Here is an 18,475-nt window from a genome sequence, read left to right on the forward strand (position 1 = left end):
CATTTAACAAATTAAAGGGGGATGTAAGCATGTCCATTGAAATGAAAACAACCTATGGTCAAATTGATATTTCTAATGAAGTAATTGCCACTATCGCCGGTGGAGCCGCAATTGATTGTTACGGAATTGTTGGCATGGCATCAAGGAAGCAATTAAAGGATGGAATAACTGAACTTTTAGGACGTGAAAATTTCTCCCGAGGGATCGTTGTTCGACAAGAAGAGGATGAAGTACATATTGACATGTACATCATCGTTAGTTACGGAACAAAGATTTCTGAAGTGGCTCATAACGTTCAGAACAAAGTGAAATATACCCTGGATCAAATGCTTGGTTTGGCGGTTGACTCAGTCAATATCTATGTTCAGGGTGTCAGGGTGACAACCCCTTAGTTAGGAGGAAGTTTTGTGTCTTTAAAAGTATTAGATGGAAAAAAGTTTTCAAAAATGGTACTCGAGGGTGCTTCAAATCTAACAAGAAATGCAGCAATGGTCGACGCACTTAATGTTTTCCCTGTACCAGATGGTGATACAGGAACGAACATGAATTTAACGATAACCTCTGGTGCTAAAGAAGTAGAAAAAAACACTTCTATTCAAATTGGTGCTGTTGCAAGTGCTTTTGCAAAAGGCCTACTTATGGGAGCGCGCGGAAACTCTGGTGTTATTCTTTCACAGTTGTTTAGAGGATTCTCTAAATCAATCGAAGGAAAAGAGACGATTAACGCTGCTGAATTTGCCAATGCATTTGATAAAGGTGTAGAAACTGCGTATAAAGCTGTAATGAAACCAGTAGAAGGTACGATTTTAACTGTAGCTAAAGATGCTGCAAGAAAAGCAGTAAAAGAAGCTAAAAAATCAGACGATATCCTATACATTATGAAAGAGCTTGTTAAAGAATCGAAAGCTTCCTTAAACCGTACTCCTGATCTACTTCCAGTTCTAAAAGAAGTGGGTGTTGTTGATTCTGGTGGACAAGGGTTAGTCACTGTTTATGAAGGGTTTTTGGCTGTCCTAGAAGGCAAAGAGCTGCCAAAAGTATCTGTTAACGCTCCTTCCATGGGTGATCTTGTTAACGCTGAGCATCATAAAGCTCAGATGCACATGAAGACGGAAGATATCCATTTCGGATATTGTACAGAATTCATGGTAAGGTTCGAAGATAAAAAGATCAAAAGTAATCCATTCGATGAGATCAACTTCCGTAATGAGTTAAGTCAACATGGTGATTCTTTGCTAGTTGTTGCTGATGAAGACGTAGTAAAGGTTCACATCCATACGGAACAACCTGGTAACATGCTAACACTTGCACATCGTTATGGCAGCTTGATCAACATCAAGATCGAAAACATGCGTGAGCAACACTCAGCGATTTTAGAGAGCGAGAACGAAGTGATTCCTTCGTACTCACAATCTACTCCTGAGAAGAAAAAGGAATATGGTATCGTTACGGTTGCGATGGGTGAAGGAATCGAAGAGATGTTTTCATCAATGGGTGCATCAGTTATCCAAGGTGGACAAACGATGAACCCAAGTACAGAAGATATCGTAAAAGCGATTGCTGAGGTTAATGCTGAGAAAGTGTTCATTCTTCCTAATAACAGCAATATCATCATGGCATCTGAACAAGCTGCAAGTGTTGTTGATGAAGAAGTTGTAATCATCCGCACAAAAACAGTGCCACAAGGTATCGCTTCTATATTAGCTTTCAATCCTTCTGCTGATATGGCAGAGAACGAAAAGAAGATGAATGAAGCCATTACTTCTGTTAAGTCAGGACAAGTCACTTATGCAGTTCGTGATACATCGATCGATGGTGTTGAAATTGCAAAAGGTGATTTTATGGGGATCTCAGAAGGAAAGATTCTAACTTCTAAGACAGATAAACAAGAAGTTACGAAAGAACTACTCTCAAATATGCTCGATGAAGATTCAGAGATCGTTACGATTATCTATGGTGAAGATAGTTCTGAAGAAGAAGCGCAGGAACTTGCTGAATTTATTGAAGAAAAGTATCCAGATGCTGAAGCTGAAATTCATAACGGTAAGCAACCGATCTATTCATTCATCTTATCAGTAGAGTAAAAAATGAAAAGTATTCTCTCTTAAACTTAAAGTGTGATAAAGTTAAGAGGGAATACTTATTTTATTGGGAAAAAATGCAACTTGAAGGAGAACGTCATGAAATATAAAAGTGTATTTGATATTATCGGTCCCATTATGATAGGACCTTCTAGTTCACATACAGCCGGCGCTGCACGAATCGGACGAGTAGCGAGAAGCCTATTTGGCAGGAAACCTAAGTACGCAACCATCTCATTCTATGGCTCTTTTGCTAAAACCTATCGTGGTCATGGGACGGATGTAGCGATTGTTGGCGGAATTCTTGATTATGACACGTTTGATACTCGAATTGTGGATGCGCTTACAATAGCGGAGCAAGAAGGGATCATGGTTACGATGACGGCTGAGGACGCAATAACCGACCATCCTAATACGGCTCGTGTCATTATTGGTGATGAGGACGATAAGATTGAAGTGGTAGGAATTTCAATCGGTGGCGGGAAAATCGAGATTACTGAACTGAACGGATTTGAGTTACGATTATCTGGAAATCATCCAGCTCTTTTGATCGTTCATAATGATAAATATGGAGCGATAGCAGGAGTGGCAAATATATTGGCAAAGCATGAGATCAACATTGGTCATATGGAAGTATCAAGAAAAGAAAAAGGGAAAGAAGCATTGATGGTTATTGAGATTGATCAAAATGCAGATGAAATCATCATTGACGAACTAAATTCTCTCCCAATTGTTCAACAAGTAGTAAAGATACACGATTAAGAGGTGAGAAGTATGTTTCGTAATGTAGCTGAATTAATAGAATTAGCAGAATCAAAAAAATGTAAGATCTCAGAGATTATGATACAGCAAGAAATGGATGTTACTGGACGCTCTAGAGAAGAAGTTATAGGATTCATGGATCGAAATTTAAGAGTGATGGAAGAAGCAGTCTTACGGGGAATTACAGAAGATGTGAAATCTCATTCTGGTCTAACCGGCGGGGATGGAAAGCTTCTTCAAAACTATATTAAATCTGGTAAGTCTCTATCTGGCGAACTGATGCTAGATGCAGTAAGTAAAGCGATGGCAACGAATGAAGTGAACGCGGCGATGGGTACGATCTGTGCTACCCCTACTGCAGGATCTGCAGGAGTCGTTCCTGGTACTCTCTTTGCGTTGAAAGAAAAATTAAACCCTACCCGAGAACAGATGATCGAGTACTTATTTGCAGCAGGTGCGTTTGGGTTTGTTGTAGCAAACAACGCTTCTATTTCTGGAGCAGCAGGTGGATGCCAAGCAGAGGTAGGTTCTGCTACAGGGATGGCAGCAGCCGCGATCGTAGAACTAGCAGGTGGGTCTCCTTCGCAATCGGCCGAAGCGATGGCCATTGCATTAAAGAACATGCTAGGACTCGTTTGTGATCCTGTTGCAGGCTTAGTAGAAGTTCCTTGTGTAAAACGAAACGCAATGGGTGCAAGCAATGCTATCGTAGCGGCGGATATGGCACTTGCTGGGATTGTTAGCCGTATTCCGTGTGACGAAGTAATCGATGCTATGTATAAGATCGGTTTATCAATGCCATCTGCTCTCCGTGAAACTGCGCTTGGAGGGTTAGCAGCTACACCAACAGGAAGAGAGCTTGAAGCAAAAATCTTCGGCATCCCACTGAACGAGAAGTAAAGATGCTGAATCAATCTATAACAACTGTAAATGGCATTGGAGAGAAAAAAGCTGAAGAGCTAACTAGCATGGGTATTCATTCAGTAGAAGATCTTTTAGAATATTTACCTTATCGATATGAAGATTACCAAAAGAAAGATCTCGCAGAGATTGCACATGATGAAAAAGCAACGATTGAAGGGAAGGTTCATTCTGAACCTTCTCTGCGTTATTTTCCAAAGAAAAAATCGCGTCTAACATTTAGAATGTTGATCGGTAAATATTTGATTACGGCTACGATCTTCAATCGGCCTTTCTTAAAGAATCAGATTGCTTTAGGTCAGACGCTTACGGTAACAGGTAAATGGGATCGGAATAAAATGACGTTAACTGTCAGTGATGTTCACTTTGGTACATTCAGTGATGACCATAAAATTGAACCGGTCTATTCGGTCAAAGGCTCTCTTTATGGAAAAACGATGCGTAAAATTATAGATTCAGCATTTCGGCAGTTTTCTGGACAGATCGAGGATCCTCTTCCCGAAGAGATTCGTGAATCCTATCGACTACCAGATCGAGAGTCAGCTCTTAAGATGATGCATTTCCCTGAAGATTTTAAAGCGTTAAAAGCTGGAAGAAGAAGACTGGCGTATGAAGAGTTGTTGTATTTTCAACTAAAGATGCAGATCTTTAGAAAATGGAACAGACAGCAATCTAAAGGAGCAGCTTTGCAGTTTGATCGAAACCAAGTAGACACGTTTATTCGTTCTTTACCGTTTCAGTTAACGGAAGCGCAGCTGAGGGTAGTCGAAGAAATACTAAGAGATCTATCAGATTCTAGCCGAATGAACAGGCTGCTTCAAGGTGATGTTGGTTCTGGTAAAACAGTAGTTGCGGCTGTAGCTTTATATGCAGCAGTTACGGCTAACCGACAAGGAGCGTTGATGGTTCCAACAGAAATCCTTGCTGAACAGCATTTCCAATCGTTGAAAGAGCTTTTTGCTCCTTTCGGAATAACGGTAGCCCTTTTAACGTCTTCCGTTAAAGGGAAAAAGCGAAATGAAACATTGAACCTTTTACAGCAAGGTGAGATTCAGATCATGGTTGGTACACACGCGCTTATTCAAGAAGAAGTGAATTTTAATAGTCTCGGTCTGGTAATTACAGATGAGCAGCATCGGTTTGGTGTTAACCAAAGAAGGGTGTTAAGGGAAAAGGGGGAGAGTCCGGATGTTCTTTTTATGACGGCGACTCCTATCCCACGAACACTTGCAATATCCGCGTTTGGAGACATGGATGTTTCAACAATTGATGTGATGCCAGCAGGAAGAAAACCAATCATCACTCATTGGGCTAAACACGGAATGCTTGAACGTGTTCTTGATTTTATTAGAAAAGAAATCGAATCTGGCAGACAAGCTTATGTAATCTGTCCATTAATCGAAGAATCAGAAAAAATAGATGTGCAGAATGCTATAGACGTTCATGCTCAACTAAGTGCTTACTTCCATACCTACCAAGTAGGTCTCATGCACGGAAGACTGCATTCCACTGAAAAAGATGAAGTGATGAGAAAGTTTGCAGCGAATGTTTGTCAGATCCTTGTCTCTACGACGGTTGTAGAGGTCGGGGTGAATGTTCCAAACGCTACCATCATGGTCATATATGACGCTGAAAGATTCGGACTTTCTCAACTTCATCAGTTAAGAGGACGAGTGGGTCGTGGCAGCGAACAATCCTATTGTGTCCTTATCGCAGATCCGAAATCTGAGGAAGGTCAAGAACGGATGAGGATTATGACGGAAACAACAAATGGGTTTGAGCTTTCAGAAAAAGATCTTGAGCTTCGTGGGCCAGGTGATTTTTTCGGTAATAAGCAAAGCGGTGTTCCGAACTTTAAAGTAGCGGACCTCGTTCATGATTATCGAATTTTAGAAACGGCTAGAAACGATGCGGCTAGACTCGTTCAATCAGAAGAGTTCTGGAGAGATGAAACGTATCGATTGATCCGAGAAGTTTTAACAAGGCAAGGTGTGCTCGACAAAGAAAGACTAGATTAATCTTGAAAGAAGAGTATTGATACTATATACTACTATTAGTACCAGCTCTTAATAGCAGAAAGATAAATTGGCAGGTACGCTGTAATAGCGTAACCTGCTTTTCTACGCACTGCATATTCACTCACTATCTTTCTCATATATGAGACCTTTGTATGGAAGAAGGAAGAAACTATGAAAAAATCAAAAAAAGAGAGACAAGAGCTGTTAAAGGAAACGATTAAGTTAACCCCTTTTATAACAGATGAAGAATTGGCAGAAAAGTTCAGTGTTAGTGTTCAGACGATTAGGCTTGACCGTTTGGAACTTTCCATTCCAGAGCTAAGAGAAAGAATAAAGTCTGTTGCTGAAACAAAACTGGATGATGTAAAAGCGCTGCCGCTTGAAGAGGTCATCGGAGAAATCATTGACCTTCAGTTAGATGAATCAGCTATTTCTATATTAGACATAAAAGAAGAACATGTTTTTTCTCGTAATAAAATCGCAAGAGGCCATCACGTATTTGCTCAGGCGAACTCGCTCGCGGTGGCGATTATTAATGATGAACTGGCTTTAACAGCAAAAGCGAATATTCGGTTTTCTCGTCCTGTTAGAGTAGGTGAGAGAGTGGTTGCAAAAGCAAAAGTAAAAGAAACGGGTCAAGAGCGAACCATTGTAGAAGTTATCAGTTATGTAGAGAATGAGCCTGTTTTTAAAGGTGAATTTACAATGTATAGATCTGCACAAGATCCAAAGGAAGGAAGTTAAATCAGCATGAATATCGCAATAGATGCAATGGGTGGCGACAATGCACCAGAAGAGATCGTTAAAGGTGCAATGCTAGCTAAAGAGCAATATCCAGAGCTTTCAATTACGTTAGTTGGAGATCAGAATCAAATCGTGAAACATTTGCCTGAAAAGCACGCGTTTACAATCATTCACACGGATGAAGTAATTGAAACATCAGAAGAACCAGTTCGAGCTGTTCGCCGTAAAAAGAATGCTTCGATGGTAATAGCGGCAAATGAAGTGAAATCAGGAAACGCTGATGCTTACATTTCTGCTGGAAATACGGGTGCTTTGATGGCGAGTGGGTTGTTTTATGTTGGCCGTATCAAAGGCATTGATCGTCCAGCCCTTGCTCCGACACTTCCAACTTTGAATGGAGACGGATTTTTGTTCTTAGATGTAGGTGCCAACATGGATGCAAAACCAGAGCACCTCTTGCAATATGCATTGATGGGTTCTGTGTATTGGAAAGAAGTTAGAGGTGTTGCAAAGCCGCGAGTAGGATTGTTAAACGTTGGAACAGAAAGTGAAAAAGGGAACGCTCTAACGAAAGCTGCATTTCCTCTCTTACAAGAAGCAGATATCAATTTTGTTGGTAATGTGGAAGCGAGAGATCTTTTAATGGGAGCGGCCGACGTAGTGGTGTGTGATGGATTTGCTGGAAATTTAGTACTTAAATCTATTGAAGGTACTGCCATGGGCATGTTTTCGATGATCAAGGAACAGCTAACATCAAGTTTAACTTCAAAGCTTGCAGCAGGTGTCTTAAAACCTAAATTAAGAGGCATTAAAGATAAATTGGATTATACAGAGTACGGTGGAGCTGGTTTGTTCGGACTAGCAGCACCTGTGATCAAAGCGCATGGTTCTTCAAATGCGAATGCAATGTTGAACGCAATCAAACAAACCAAAAGCATGATAGAGAAGAACGTGGTACCTACGATCCAAAATCATGTACAATCCCAAGATAACAAGGAGGAGTAAGAGATGGGGAAAATCGCCTTTCTTTTTCCTGGACAAGGCTCTCAAGCAGTAGGAATGGGTAAAGAGCTAGTATCACAGGAAGCATCAGCAAAAGCTATCTTTGACAAAGCTGATGAAAAACTTGCTATGAAGCTTTCAGATATTATCTTTGAAGGACCTGAAGATGTACTCAAAAGAACAGAAAATACACAGCCTGCATTATTAACGATGTCAACAGCTGTTCTTGAACTGTTAAAACAACGTGGAATTCAAGCCGATTATGTGGCTGGTCATAGCCTTGGTGAATACTCTGCACTTGTAGCAGCAGGCAGTCTCTCTTTTGAAGACGCGGTTTACGCGGTTAGGAATCGAGGATTGCTCATGGAAGAAGCTGTTCCTGCAGGTGTTGGAACGATGGCAGCTGTGATTGGGTTTGATCAAGAACGATTAGAAACAATTACGAATGAAGCTTCTAGCGGTGAAGAGAGCGTTCAGATCGCTAATCTTAATTGTCCAGGACAGATTGTTATTTCCGGGACCGTTGGTGGAGTTGAGAAAGCCAGTGCCCTTGCCAAAGAAGAAGGAGCCAAAGTGATTCCTCTTCAGGTAAGCGGACCGTTTCATTCTTCCCTTATGAAACCAGCTGCAGATAAATTCAACGAAATTTTAGATCGAATTGTGATAAATGAAGCAAACACACCTGTAATTGCTAACGTAACGGCGAAAGCTATTACCGATCGTGATGATATTAAAGAAAAGTTGATCGAACAACTATACTCGCCAGTTCGTTGGGAAGAAACGGTTCGTGAGTTAATGGACCTAGGTGTTGATACGTTTGTTGAGATCGGACCAGGAAAAGTTCTCTCTGGGTTAGTTAAAAAGGTGAATCGAAGAGCTAACGTAATAGCTGTAAGTGATTTAGAGACGATTAACATGGCAGTTGAGAAACTAAAAGGAGAGTCTGTGGATGCTTAATGAAAAATCAGTTTTAGTAACAGGTGCCTCTCGAGGAATCGGACGAGCGATCGCTTTGTATTTTGCAAAAAATGGCGCTAAAGTAGCGGTGAATTACTCTGGAAGTGAAGAGAAGGCTAATGAAGTCGTAAACGAAATAAAAGAAAACGGTGGAACTGCTTTTGCCATTAAAGCGGATATATCTTCATCAGAAGATGTTACGAACATGGTAAAAACAGTTGTTGATGAATTTGGAAGTCTGGACGTTCTCGTAAATAACGCAGGAATCACTAGAGATAACCTATTGATGAGAATGAAAGAAGAAGACTGGGATGCGGTTATCAACACGAACCTTAAAGGAGTATTCCTGACTACAAAAGCTGTAACAAGACAGATGATGAAACAAAGAAAAGGGCGCATCATTAACATCGCTTCAATCGTTGGTGTATCTGGAAACGCAGGACAAGCAAACTATGTAGCTGCAAAAGCAGGAGTGATCGGCTTAACGAAAACAGCTGCAAAAGAACTTTCTTCTAGAGGAATTACCGTTAATGCAATTGCACCAGGTTTTATCGAGACAGATATGACTGGTAAACTAGAAGAAGGAATTAAATCGGAAATGCTTAGAGGCATTCCGCTTGCTCGCTTTGGGCAGCCTGAAGATATCGCATCAGCGGCAGCTTTCTTAGCGAGTGATGCGAGTTCTTATATCACTGGTCAAACACTCCATGTCGACGGCGGAATGGTGATGTAGTAAAGATGGACTTTAAATGAGGCTGTTTTCCATAAGTTGAACTTGATAGTGGTTGATTTCTGTTTCAGGTACTCGCTTTCCGGGTAGCTTGTGGTGAGCCACAAGAGTCTCCCACCTTACAATACAATCAACTTGTCAATGATGCCTTATTAAAAGCACATGAAAAGCAACCATCATAAGAAAAGAACCTTTAATGACTATAAATCCCTCTAGTTTTTTAATGGGAAAACGAATATACTATTGAAAGGAGGTGACACACAAAATGGCAGATGTTTTAGATAGAGTTTCAAAGATTGTTGTGGACCGTTTAGGTGTTGATGCATCTGAGGTTAAGCCTGAAGCTTCCTTTAAAGAAGATCTTGGTGCTGACTCTCTTGATGTAGTTGAACTAGTAATGGAACTTGAAGATGAGTTCGAACTAGAAATTTCTGATGAAGATGCTGAGAAAATTGCAACTGTTGGTGACGTTGTAAATTACATAAACAGCAAACAATAAGTGTAAGACGGATAAAGTCCCGTGCAAAACAGCGGGGCTTTCTTCCCTTTTTAACAGGAAAAAAAATTAATAGCAAAATAGCCCTTTTACGAGATTTTTGGAGGAAGTTTATGAAAGGTTCAAAACAACATTCAACTCAAAAGAAAACGGTGAAAAATCGGTTTAAATCTGCTTCCAAAAAGGGCATGGATGACAAGGTGCGCATTCAAAAAGTAGCCCCGATACAAGAGCGTTTAAACATTAAGTTTCAAAATGAAAAATTGTTAGCTCAGGCATTTACGCATTCATCATATGTGAATGAGCATCGAGGAAGAACGTTTGAGGATAATGAAAGACTTGAATTTCTAGGTGATGCCGTTCTTGAATTGACCATATCTCAATATTTATACAGCAAGTTTGCAAATATGAGTGAAGGTGAGCTTACGAAACTTAGAGCAGCAATCGTATGTGAGCCTTCGTTAGTTCTCTTTGCAAACGATCTACATTTTGGTGAGTTTGTTTTATTGGGAAAAGGTGAAGAGAATACTGGAGGAAGATCAAGACCAGCCCTTTTAGCAGATGTTTTTGAAGCATTTATCGGAGCGCTATATCTCGATCAAGGACTCGAAAAAGTAAAAGAGTTTTTAAATCAGTATGTGGTGCCACGAATAAACGAAGGTGCTTTTTCTCATGTGATGGATTTTAAAAGTCAGTTACAAGAATATGTACAGCGTGAAGGATTAGGTCATATCGACTATCGAATCATTCAAGAAAAAGGACCGGCACACAATCGAGAGTTTGTGTCAGAGGTAAGATTGAATGAAGCTAGTTTCGGAATCGGTTATGGAAGATCAAAAAAAGAAGCTGAACAACATGCGGCACAAGAAGCGATAGAGAGAGTTTCTAAAAAGAGCTAAACAAAAAACCCCCTTAACATTAGGCAATAAGCCGTGTGAGGGGGTTTCTGTTACTTTGTTTTAAGAGAGGCAAGTTCTTCAACGATGCCTTCCATGTCTCGAATGCTGAATGATGGCATCTTCATGACCATATCATAAAGTTCTTTAATGTCATCGTACTTTGACAGTTCATAGTCTTCCGGTTGAATGAGTCCGCTGTTAACAAGCTGAAGTTTCTTTTTTAATCCTTCAATCATAATTGATAAGTTCTCATGATTTTGAGTTGTCAAGTCCATGGTGGGCTCCTTTTTATCCACATATCTTCATGTGAGATTTTACTTAAGTTTAAACACATTTCATTTTAGCACACTGTAATCTTTGTGACTATGTATGAGTGAATCTATGATAAAATAAAAAGGTTAAAGAATAAAATACATATTTAATTAAAATAGAGCGCCCGTTAACTTAAAAACGGGAAAGCATAATGTGAGAAGTAAAGGGGGATTTAATGATGTTCCTCAAACGAATTGATGTAGCAGGATTTAAATCATTTGCAGAGCGGATACAAGTTGAATTTGTACAAGGGGTTACAGCGGTTGTTGGCCCGAACGGAAGCGGAAAAAGTAACATCTCAGATGCTGTGCGCTGGGTGCTAGGTGAACAGTCAGCGAAGTCTTTAAGAGGCTCTAAGATGGAAGATATCATCTTCGCAGGTAGTGATAACCGAAAACCATTAAATGTGGCTGAAGTTACACTTACACTAGATAACGAAGATCAGCATTTGCCGCTTGATTACAATGAAATATCGATCACAAGAAGAGTGTATCGTTCAGGAGACAGTGAATACTTAATCAATAAACAACAGTGTCGATTAAAAGATATTGTAGAGCTTTTTATGGATTCAGGACTTGGTCGAGAAGCTTTCTCTATAATCGGGCAAGGTCGGGTAGAAGAGATTTTAAGCAGCAAATCTGATGAGCGTAGAAAGATTTTTGAAGAAGCTGCCGGTGTATTAAAGTATAAGACCCGAAAGCAAAAAGCAGAAATTAAGCTTACCGAAACGCAAGAAAACCTAAATCGTGTGGAAGACATTCTTCACGAATTAGAAGGACAAGTCGAGCCTCTAAAAATACAAGCTTCTATTGCAAGAGATTACCTGGAGAAGAAGGAAGAGCTTGAGATCGTTGAAACAGCTGTTCTTGTTCAAGAGATCGAAGACTTGCATGTTCGATGGGAAAAGCAAAAAGAACTTGTTGCAGAACTACAGAAGCAAGAATCAGTTCTTTCTGTAAAAGTGAAACAAGGTGAGACCAAGATCGAAAGAGCACGACTTGATATGCAAGCGATGGATGAATCGATCGACGAACTACAAAGTGCTCTTCTACTAGCTAGTGAAACATTGGAAAAACTAGAAGGTAAGAAAGAGGTCTTAAAAGAACGTAAAAAGAATTACGATCAAAATAAAACATCTTTATTAGAACAAATTCAAGTTTACAAGGCAAAAAAAGAAGAGTTGGGAAATCAGCTTTCTGTTGAAAAAGATGCGTTACAGGACAAAGAAAAGCAATTAAAAAGCATCAAAAATCGAGTAAAAGACGAAGAAGGCCGATTGTCAGTACTTGAGATGGATGTTGAAGCAGAACTTGAAAAGTTAAAAAGTGACTATTTTGAGCGCTTGAACGAACAAACAACGATTAAGAACGAGATACGTTATATTGAGGATCAGGCTCGGCAGCAGAGCTCTAAAAGCACTCGATTAGATGAAGAGAATACAAAATACTTGAAACAACGAGAAGCTTTAAAGGAAACAAGAAAGAATGCTGAAGCTGCTTATCAAGCAGCAGAAACACAGCTGAAAACAAAGCAAGAAGAATATCAATTGTTAAAATCAGAAATCTCGATCGAGGATCAGGAAACGAGAAGTCTTCAAGATAAATTGTACCAAGCGTATCAGTTTATTCAGCAGTTCAAATCTAAAAAAGAGATGCTAGAATCAATGCAAGACGAATACGCAGGTTTCATGCAAGGCGTTAAAGAGGTTCTAAAAGCGAAAGAAACAAAGCTCTCTGGTATTGAAGGAGCGGTAGCGGAGCTTTTATCGGTACCTTCTGAGGTAGAAACGGCAATTGAAACGGCTCTAGGCGCTTCCATGCAGCATATTGTTGTAGATCATGAACAGAATGCTATGAAAGCTATTCAATTTTTGAAGCAATCGAGAGCAGGAAGAGCAACATTTTTACCGTTGAATGTAATAAAGCCGCGTCAGATTTCTAGTGCAGATGCACATCAGGCAAGCTCTATTGAATCTTTTGTCGGCGTTGCTGCAAACCTCGTTACGTTTGATTCTAAGTATCAAAACATTGTAGGCAATCTATTAGGAAATATTATCATCGCCAAAGATTTAGCAGGTGCAAACAAAATTGCAAAGCAAGTGAGCTACCGTTACCGAATCGTTACTCTTGAAGGAGATGTCGTGTCTCCTGGAGGTTCTATGTCTGGAGGAAGCTTAAAACAAAAAAGCAACTCTCTATTAAGTAGACAAAGAGAGATTGATTCTCTTACAGACAAAGTGGCAACAATGGAGAAGCAAACACTTCAACTAGAGGAAAAAGTTAGTGAATTACGATCTAAAGTAATAAATAAGAAAGAAAGACTTGAATCTCTACAAACGGAAGGAGAGCTCTTAAGAGAACAGGAACAAGAGCTGAAATCTTCTTTACGAGAAGTTGAGATGGAAGAGAAAAGTTTAAATGACAGGCTAAAGCTTTATGATCGCGAAAAGAATTCCTATGAATCAGAAAGATCTGCAGCAGATACACGTCTCACAGCACTTCAGAAAAAACTCGATGTTGCTTTGAAGTCTGGAAAAGAACTTGAAAAAACGATTGCTGACCTTACAGAGAAAAAGAAGAATAATCAGAGCTCAAAAGAAGAACTTAGAGAAGCACTAACACTATTAAAGATTAAAGCAGCTGAACTCGAGCAGCAGGTTGCCAATCAGCGAGAAAAGTGCTTAAGAATTCAAGAAGATTTTTACGAAGTGGAAGCAAAGAGCAAAGAAACAGAAGAAGATTATTGGCTTCTTGAAGAAGAGATGAACTCAAGCTCTTCTGGTGAAGATTCTCTTGATGAACAGATCCAACAGAGAAGACATGAAAAGAACAATGCATTAAAACTAATTGCAGAACGAAGAAAAGAAAGAACAGATTCTTTCCGATCGATCGAAAGTATGGAGATCGGATTAAAAGAGGCTAAAAGGCAATATAAACAACTTCATGACGGGCTTAGAACAGAAGAGGTTAGTATTAATCGCCTCGATGTAGAACTAGAATCAAGGCTTACACATCTTAGAGAAGAATACGAGCTTTCTTATGAAGGTGCGAAGATGAAGCATCGATTAGAGATGCCGCTTCAAGACGCAAAACGAAAAGTAAAGTTGATCAAGATGGCGATCGAAGAGCTCGGGGCAGTAAATATTGGAGCGATTGAAGAGTACGACAGGGTGAGTCAGCGTTTTAATTTTCTTACTGAACAAAGAAACGACCTAACAGAAGCAAAGGATACCCTTTATGGCGTGATCTCCGAAATGGACGAAGAGATGAAGAGTCGTTTTGAAGAGACATTTACTTCTATTCGTTCACACTTCGGTGTTATTTTTAAAGGGTTATTTGGTGGTGGTCGAGCTGATCTCGTTTTAACTCAGCCTGATGATATGCTTTTAACCGGTGTAGATATTATGGCGCAGCCACCAGGCAAGAAGTTGCAGCAACTAGGTCTGTTATCTGGTGGAGAACGTGCATTAACTGCTATTGCGTTATTATTTGCAATTCTAAAAGTAAGACCTGTTCCGTTCTGTATTTTAGACGAAGTTGAAGCAGCATTAGATGATGCGAACGTAAATCGTTTTGCTAAATTTTTACGAGCATTCAGTAAAGAGACGCAATTTATCGTTGTTACGCATCGAAAAGGTACGATGGAAGAAGCAGATGTACTTTATGGAGTCACCATGCAGGAGTCTGGTGTCTCGAAGCTTGTTTCCGTGAGGCTTGAAGAAACAAAAGAACTTGTAACATCATAGGGAGGAAATTGATAGTGAGTTTTTTGAAACGATTAAAAGAAAAATTCTCAACACAACAATCTGAGGAATCATCTGAAAAGTTTAAAAGTGGACTAGAGAAGACTAGGAACTCTTTTTCATTTAAAGTTAACGATCTGCTAAAACGATTTAGAAAAGTGGATGAAGAATTCTTCGAAGAGTTAGAGGAGATCTTGATCGGAGCAGATGTTGGGGTTCATACCGTTCTTGATATTATTGATCAACTGAAAGATGTTGCACGAACTAAAAACATTCAAAATCCAATGGAACTTCGATCAGCGATCACTGAGAAATTAGCTGAGATGCTTCAAAAAGAAGAAAGCGATAATAAGCTGAACATACAGACTGATGGTATGACCGTTATTCTATTCGTAGGAGTGAACGGTGTTGGTAAAACAACAACGATCGGGAAACTGGCTCATCAGTTAAAGAATGTTGGGAAGAAAGTAATCTTGGCTGCCGGAGATACTTTCCGTGCAGGTGCGATCGATCAGCTTGAAGTATGGGGAGAACGTGCTGGAGTTGATGTGATCAAACACCATGAAGGAGCTGACCCTGCAGCTGTCATTTACGATAGCATACAGGCTGCTAAGTCTCGGAAAGCTGATGTATTACTCTGTGATACCGCTGGAAGACTTCAAAATAAAGTGAATTTGATGAACGAGCTTTCGAAAGTGAAACGTGTCATCGAACGTGAGATTCCTGGTGCTCCTCATGAAGTTTTGCTTGTTGTTGATGCTACAACAGGACAGAACGCTATGAACCAGGCAAAAACATTCGGACAATCAACAGATGTAACTGGCTTAGTTTTAACAAAGCTTGATGGAACGGCAAAAGGTGGGATCGTTTTAGCGATTCGTCATGAACTAGATATTCCAGTCAAGTTTGTAGGACTTGGTGAGAAAATTGATGATCTGCAGGAGTTTGATGCTGATCAGTTTGTATATGGTTTGTTTGCAGGGACAGAAGAAGAATAAAATTTACTGCCTTTTAGCTCTATATAGAGCTAAAAGGCTTTTTTTATAGATTTTAGAATAAGTTGCGCAAGTTGGAACTGGTCAATATATAAATGGAATTAGTCAATATAAAGTCAAATCTCCTCAATATAAAGCCAAAACTAGTCAATATAATTTCAAAACTTTTCAAAATCTAAATCAATTCTTCTCTGTTAAGAAAAAAACTTGACATCTAAAACCATGGGTTGTATAGTAATCACGTAAAGGCATTTCACTTAACAAGGGTTGTGGAAAAATGCTAGATAAAACAATGAGAATTAATTATCTATTTGATTTTTACCAAGCATTATTAACCCCTAAACAGAAGAATTATATGGGTTTGTACTATTTGGACGATTATTCTCTCGGTGAAATTGCTGAACAATATAATGTCAGCCGCCAGGCCGTTTATGATAATATTAAACGGACAGAGGCGATGCTGGAAGAATATGAAGAAAAGTTAGGGCTTTTTGCAAAGTTTCAGGAACGTGAACAGTTGCTGTCATCTTTAAGAGAGCTTCTGAATTCTGAACCTGATAACGTAATTGCAATTATCGATCGCCTTGAAAATATGGAATAGGAGGCGTTCAGTGAGATGGCATTTGAAGGTTTAGCCGACCGTCTTCAGAACACTTTACAAAAAATTCGTGGAAAAGGGAAAGTAAATGAAGCGGATGTAAAGGAAATGATGAGGGAAGTACGCCTTGCTCTTCTTGAGGCGGACGTTAACTTTAAAGTAGTAAAAGATTTTGTGAAAAAAGTATCTGAACGTGCTGTTGGTCAAGAAGTTTTAAAAAGTCTGACACCAGGACAGCAAGTAGTAAAAGTTGTTAACGATGAACTGACAACCCTAATGGGTGGGGAACAAAGCAAGATTGCCGTTTCCAACCGACCTCCAACCGTTATTATGATGGTTGGTCTCCAAGGTGCTGGTAAAACAACAACAACAGGAAAGCTTGCGAATCATTTACGCAAAAAGCAAAATCGTAAACCGCTACTGGCTGCAGCTGACATCTACCGTCCTGCTGCGATCAAGCAATTAGAAACAGTAGGAAAGCAGTTAGATCTTCCTGTGTTTCAGATGGGTGATCAAGTAAGTCCTGTCAAAATTGCTGAGTCAGCCATCGAAAAAGCAAAAGAAGATCATCACGATTATGTCATTATTGATACAGCGGGGCGTTTACACATTGATGAAACGCTGATGGATGAGTTGAAGCAGGTTAAAGAAATTTCAAGACCTGATGAGATCTTCTTAGTTGTAGATGCGATGACTGGTCAAGATGCCGTGAATGTAGCAGAGAGCTTTAACGAAGCGTTAGGAATCACTGGTGTTGTATTAACCAAACTTGATGGAGATACACGTGGTGGTGCCGCACTCTCGATTAAAGCTGTTACAGGTCTTCCTATTAAATTTGTTGGTCTAGGTGAAAAGATGGATGCTTTAGAGCCTTTCCATCCAGATCGTATGGCTTCTAGAATTTTAGGAATGGGTGACATGCTTACTCTTATCGAAAAGGCACAAACCTCAGTCGATGAAGAGAAAGCGCGAGATCTTCAGAAAAAGATGCGTGATATGTCGTTCACGTTCGATGATTTTCTTGATCAGATGGGACAAGTGAGAAATCTTGGACCGCTTGATGAAATACTTGGCATGCTTCCGGGTGCGAATAAGATGAAAGGTCTCAAAAACGTCCAGATCGATGAAAAACAGATCGGTCACGTTGAAGCCATCATTCGTTCGATGACTCTTCATGAAAGAGAACAGCCTGAAATTATTAATGCCAGCCGTAAGCGCCGTATCGCTAAAGGAAGCGGACGCACGGTACAAGAAGTAAATCGCCTCATCAAACAATTCGAGGACATGAAGAAAATGATGAAACAAATGTCCGGAATGATGAATGGCAAAAAGAAAAAAGGTGGATTCAAATTCCCTTTTATGTAAACTGAATTTTCAGGTTTACAAACCTGTCAATTTATACTATTATATTATTTTGTGTGAACTATTTTCGGAGGTGCAAGTTATAATGGCAGTAAAAATTCGTTTAAAGCGTATGGGTGCTAAGAAAGCTCCTTTTTATCGTGTAGTAGTAGCAGATTCTCGTTCTCCTCGTGACGGACGTTTCATTGAAGAGATCGGAACTTACAACCCAGTTGCTAACCCAGCTGAAGTTAAAATTAACGAAGAGAAAGCTCTTGAGTGGATGACAAACGGTGCGAAACCATCTGACACTGTTCGTAACCTATTCTCAAAAGCAGGTCTTATGGAGAAATTCCATAACGCAAAAAACCAAAAATAATTTTGACGAAGGGGAACAGATATGACAGAGTTGATCGAATCAATTGTGAAAGCTCTAGTTGATCACCCAGATGAAGTTAGCGTCAAAGAGGTTCAAGAAGGACACCGACTTGTTTATCAACTAACTGTTAACCAGACGGATATGGGGAAAGTCATCGGTAAACAAGGAAGAGTGGCTAAAGCGATTCGAACGGTTGTGAATGCAGCAGGAACGAATCAAAATAAAAGGATTTCAATTGAAATCGTCTAAAAAGGATGAGGGAAACCTCTTCCTTTTTTCTTTTATTCAAGGCTGTTTTATAGCAAATTGTTATGCCCTCTGCAAGTAGTTGATTTCCGTTACAGGTTGCTCGCTTTCCGCGGGGCAGGCGGTGAGCCCCTTGCCGCTTTGCGCCATTAAGTGTCTCACCTGACCGCTCTAAGGGAGTTCCTTGCTCCTGCGTCTACAAGCGAATGCTACCGATGTAAGCTTCCTCGTCGCATGCCTTACTTAGAAGTT

The 18,475-nt window shown here is 39.9% G+C and carries 18 protein-coding genes; 17 read left to right on the forward strand and 1 reads right to left on the reverse strand.

Features of this window, described 5'->3' with window-relative positions; translation table 11 throughout:
• Positions 1 to 29 precede the first annotated feature (29 nt).
• The 11 genes from I5J82_RS05570 to rnc all read left to right on the forward strand — a co-directional run bounded on the left by I5J82_RS05570 (position 30) and on the right by rnc (position 10,610).
• Positions 30 to 392: an Asp23/Gls24 family envelope stress response protein gene (locus I5J82_RS05570; RefSeq protein WP_066240675.1), complete on the forward strand. Its 363-nt coding sequence runs from the start codon at positions 30 to 32 to the stop codon at positions 390 to 392.
• 15 nt (positions 393 to 407) lie between these two features.
• Positions 408 to 2,084 (forward strand): DAK2 domain-containing protein, encoded by a 1,677-nt coding sequence (locus I5J82_RS05575; RefSeq protein WP_198767003.1) that lies wholly within the window; start codon positions 408 to 410, stop codon positions 2,082 to 2,084.
• Positions 2,085 to 2,180: 96 nt separating this feature from the next.
• On the forward strand, positions 2,181 to 2,843 hold the full coding sequence (gene sdaAB / locus I5J82_RS05580) for an L-serine ammonia-lyase, iron-sulfur-dependent subunit beta (RefSeq protein ID WP_198767004.1): 663 nt from the start codon (positions 2,181 to 2,183) through the stop codon (positions 2,841 to 2,843).
• 12 nt (positions 2,844 to 2,855) lie between these two features.
• Complete coding sequence (gene sdaAA / locus I5J82_RS05585; protein ID WP_198767005.1) at positions 2,856 to 3,743, forward strand: L-serine ammonia-lyase, iron-sulfur-dependent, subunit alpha; 888 nt, start codon at positions 2,856 to 2,858, stop codon at positions 3,741 to 3,743.
• 2 nt (positions 3,744 to 3,745) lie between these two features.
• Positions 3,746 to 5,782, forward strand: coding sequence for an ATP-dependent DNA helicase RecG (gene recG / locus I5J82_RS05590; protein ID WP_198767006.1), 2,037 nt, complete (start codon positions 3,746 to 3,748; stop codon positions 5,780 to 5,782).
• Positions 5,783 to 5,953: 171 nt separating this feature from the next.
• Complete coding sequence (fapR, locus tag I5J82_RS05595; RefSeq protein ID WP_198767007.1) at positions 5,954 to 6,526, forward strand: transcription factor FapR; 573 nt, start codon at positions 5,954 to 5,956, stop codon at positions 6,524 to 6,526.
• Between the two features lie 6 nt (positions 6,527 to 6,532).
• Positions 6,533 to 7,531, forward strand: coding sequence for a phosphate acyltransferase PlsX (plsX, locus tag I5J82_RS05600; RefSeq protein WP_198767008.1), 999 nt, complete (start codon positions 6,533 to 6,535; stop codon positions 7,529 to 7,531).
• A gap of 3 nt (positions 7,532 to 7,534) precedes the next feature.
• Positions 7,535 to 8,485 carry an ACP S-malonyltransferase gene (fabD, locus tag I5J82_RS05605; RefSeq protein WP_198767009.1) on the forward strand — a complete coding sequence of 317 codons (951 nt, stop codon included), beginning with the start codon at positions 7,535 to 7,537 and terminating at the stop codon, positions 8,483 to 8,485.
• On the forward strand, positions 8,478 to 9,218 hold the full coding sequence (gene fabG, locus I5J82_RS05610) for a 3-oxoacyl-[acyl-carrier-protein] reductase (RefSeq protein WP_198767010.1): 741 nt from the start codon (positions 8,478 to 8,480) through the stop codon (positions 9,216 to 9,218). The genes fabD and fabG overlap by 8 nt, the downstream gene beginning before the upstream one ends.
• 262 nt (positions 9,219 to 9,480) lie before the next feature.
• The gene (gene acpP / locus I5J82_RS05615; protein WP_066240701.1) at positions 9,481 to 9,714 is read left to right on the forward strand and encodes an acyl carrier protein; all 234 of its coding nucleotides are present in this window, start codon (positions 9,481 to 9,483) and stop codon (positions 9,712 to 9,714) included.
• A 185-nt stretch (positions 9,715 to 9,899) separates the two neighbouring features.
• Positions 9,900 to 10,610 (forward strand): ribonuclease III, encoded by a 711-nt coding sequence (gene rnc / locus I5J82_RS05620; RefSeq protein ID WP_231607268.1) that lies wholly within the window; start codon positions 9,900 to 9,902, stop codon positions 10,608 to 10,610.
• Positions 10,611 to 10,660: 50 nt separating this feature from the next.
• Here the strand turns inward: rnc and I5J82_RS05625 are convergent, their stop codons facing one another.
• Positions 10,661 to 10,885 carry a DUF1128 domain-containing protein gene (locus tag I5J82_RS05625; RefSeq protein ID WP_198767011.1) on the reverse strand — a complete coding sequence of 75 codons (225 nt, stop codon included), beginning with the start codon at positions 10,883 to 10,885 and terminating at the stop codon, positions 10,661 to 10,663.
• A gap of 215 nt (positions 10,886 to 11,100) precedes the next feature.
• Between I5J82_RS05625 and smc the strand changes: the two genes are divergently transcribed.
• From smc to I5J82_RS05655, 6 genes are all read left to right on the forward strand, one after another.
• The gene (gene smc / locus I5J82_RS05630) at positions 11,101 to 14,667 is read left to right on the forward strand and encodes a chromosome segregation protein SMC (protein WP_198767012.1); all 3,567 of its coding nucleotides are present in this window, start codon (positions 11,101 to 11,103) and stop codon (positions 14,665 to 14,667) included.
• Between the two features lie 14 nt (positions 14,668 to 14,681).
• Positions 14,682 to 15,662 (forward strand): signal recognition particle-docking protein FtsY, encoded by a 981-nt coding sequence (gene ftsY / locus I5J82_RS05635; protein WP_198767013.1) that lies wholly within the window; start codon positions 14,682 to 14,684, stop codon positions 15,660 to 15,662.
• A 274-nt stretch (positions 15,663 to 15,936) separates the two neighbouring features.
• Positions 15,937 to 16,260, forward strand: a complete 324-nt coding sequence (locus I5J82_RS05640) for a putative DNA-binding protein (RefSeq protein ID WP_198767014.1) — start codon at positions 15,937 to 15,939, stop codon at positions 16,258 to 16,260.
• Positions 16,261 to 16,275: 15 nt separating this feature from the next.
• Positions 16,276 to 17,622, forward strand: a complete 1,347-nt coding sequence (gene ffh / locus I5J82_RS05645; RefSeq protein ID WP_198767015.1) for a signal recognition particle protein — start codon at positions 16,276 to 16,278, stop codon at positions 17,620 to 17,622.
• 82 nt (positions 17,623 to 17,704) lie between these two features.
• On the forward strand, positions 17,705 to 17,977 hold the full coding sequence (gene rpsP, locus I5J82_RS05650) for a 30S ribosomal protein S16 (protein ID WP_066393596.1): 273 nt from the start codon (positions 17,705 to 17,707) through the stop codon (positions 17,975 to 17,977).
• Positions 17,978 to 17,998: 21 nt separating this feature from the next.
• A complete protein-coding gene (locus I5J82_RS05655; protein WP_066393598.1) occupies positions 17,999 to 18,226 on the forward strand; it encodes a KH domain-containing protein in 228 nt (75 codons plus the stop codon).
• The last annotated feature ends 249 nt before the right edge of the window (positions 18,227 to 18,475 follow it).

Origin of the sequence: Fictibacillus halophilus, assembly GCF_016401385.1 — a bacterium.
Classification (GTDB): Bacteria; Bacillota; Bacilli; order Bacillales; family Fictibacillaceae; genus Fictibacillus; species Fictibacillus halophilus.

Bases quoted from the DNA above. Each gene is read 5' to 3' on its own strand.
- rnc (WP_231607268.1), top strand. From the start codon at position 9,900: ATGGATGACAAGGTGCGCATTCAAAAAGTAGCCCCGATACAAGAGCGT.
- I5J82_RS05625 (WP_198767011.1), bottom strand. From the start codon at position 10,885: ATGGACTTGACAACTCAAAATCATGAGAACTTATCAATTATGATTGAA.
- fapR (WP_198767007.1), top strand. From the start codon at position 5,954: ATGAAAAAATCAAAAAAAGAGAGACAAGAGCTGTTAAAGGAAACGATT.
- fabG (WP_198767010.1), top strand. From the start codon at position 8,478: ATGCTTAATGAAAAATCAGTTTTAGTAACAGGTGCCTCTCGAGGAATC.
- ffh (WP_198767015.1), top strand. From the start codon at position 16,276: ATGGCATTTGAAGGTTTAGCCGACCGTCTTCAGAACACTTTACAAAAA.
- acpP (WP_066240701.1), top strand. From the start codon at position 9,481: ATGGCAGATGTTTTAGATAGAGTTTCAAAGATTGTTGTGGACCGTTTA.
- I5J82_RS05655 (WP_066393598.1), top strand. From the start codon at position 17,999: ATGACAGAGTTGATCGAATCAATTGTGAAAGCTCTAGTTGATCACCCA.
- plsX (WP_198767008.1), top strand. From the start codon at position 6,533: ATGAATATCGCAATAGATGCAATGGGTGGCGACAATGCACCAGAAGAG.
- rpsP (WP_066393596.1), top strand. From the start codon at position 17,705: ATGGCAGTAAAAATTCGTTTAAAGCGTATGGGTGCTAAGAAAGCTCCT.
- sdaAB (WP_198767004.1), top strand. From the start codon at position 2,181: ATGAAATATAAAAGTGTATTTGATATTATCGGTCCCATTATGATAGGA.
- sdaAA (WP_198767005.1), top strand. From the start codon at position 2,856: ATGTTTCGTAATGTAGCTGAATTAATAGAATTAGCAGAATCAAAAAAA.
- I5J82_RS05640 (WP_198767014.1), top strand. From the start codon at position 15,937: ATGCTAGATAAAACAATGAGAATTAATTATCTATTTGATTTTTACCAA.
- smc (WP_198767012.1), top strand. From the start codon at position 11,101: ATGTTCCTCAAACGAATTGATGTAGCAGGATTTAAATCATTTGCAGAG.
- fabD (WP_198767009.1), top strand. From the start codon at position 7,535: ATGGGGAAAATCGCCTTTCTTTTTCCTGGACAAGGCTCTCAAGCAGTA.
- recG (WP_198767006.1), top strand. From the start codon at position 3,746: ATGCTGAATCAATCTATAACAACTGTAAATGGCATTGGAGAGAAAAAA.
- I5J82_RS05570 (WP_066240675.1), top strand. From the start codon at position 30: ATGTCCATTGAAATGAAAACAACCTATGGTCAAATTGATATTTCTAAT.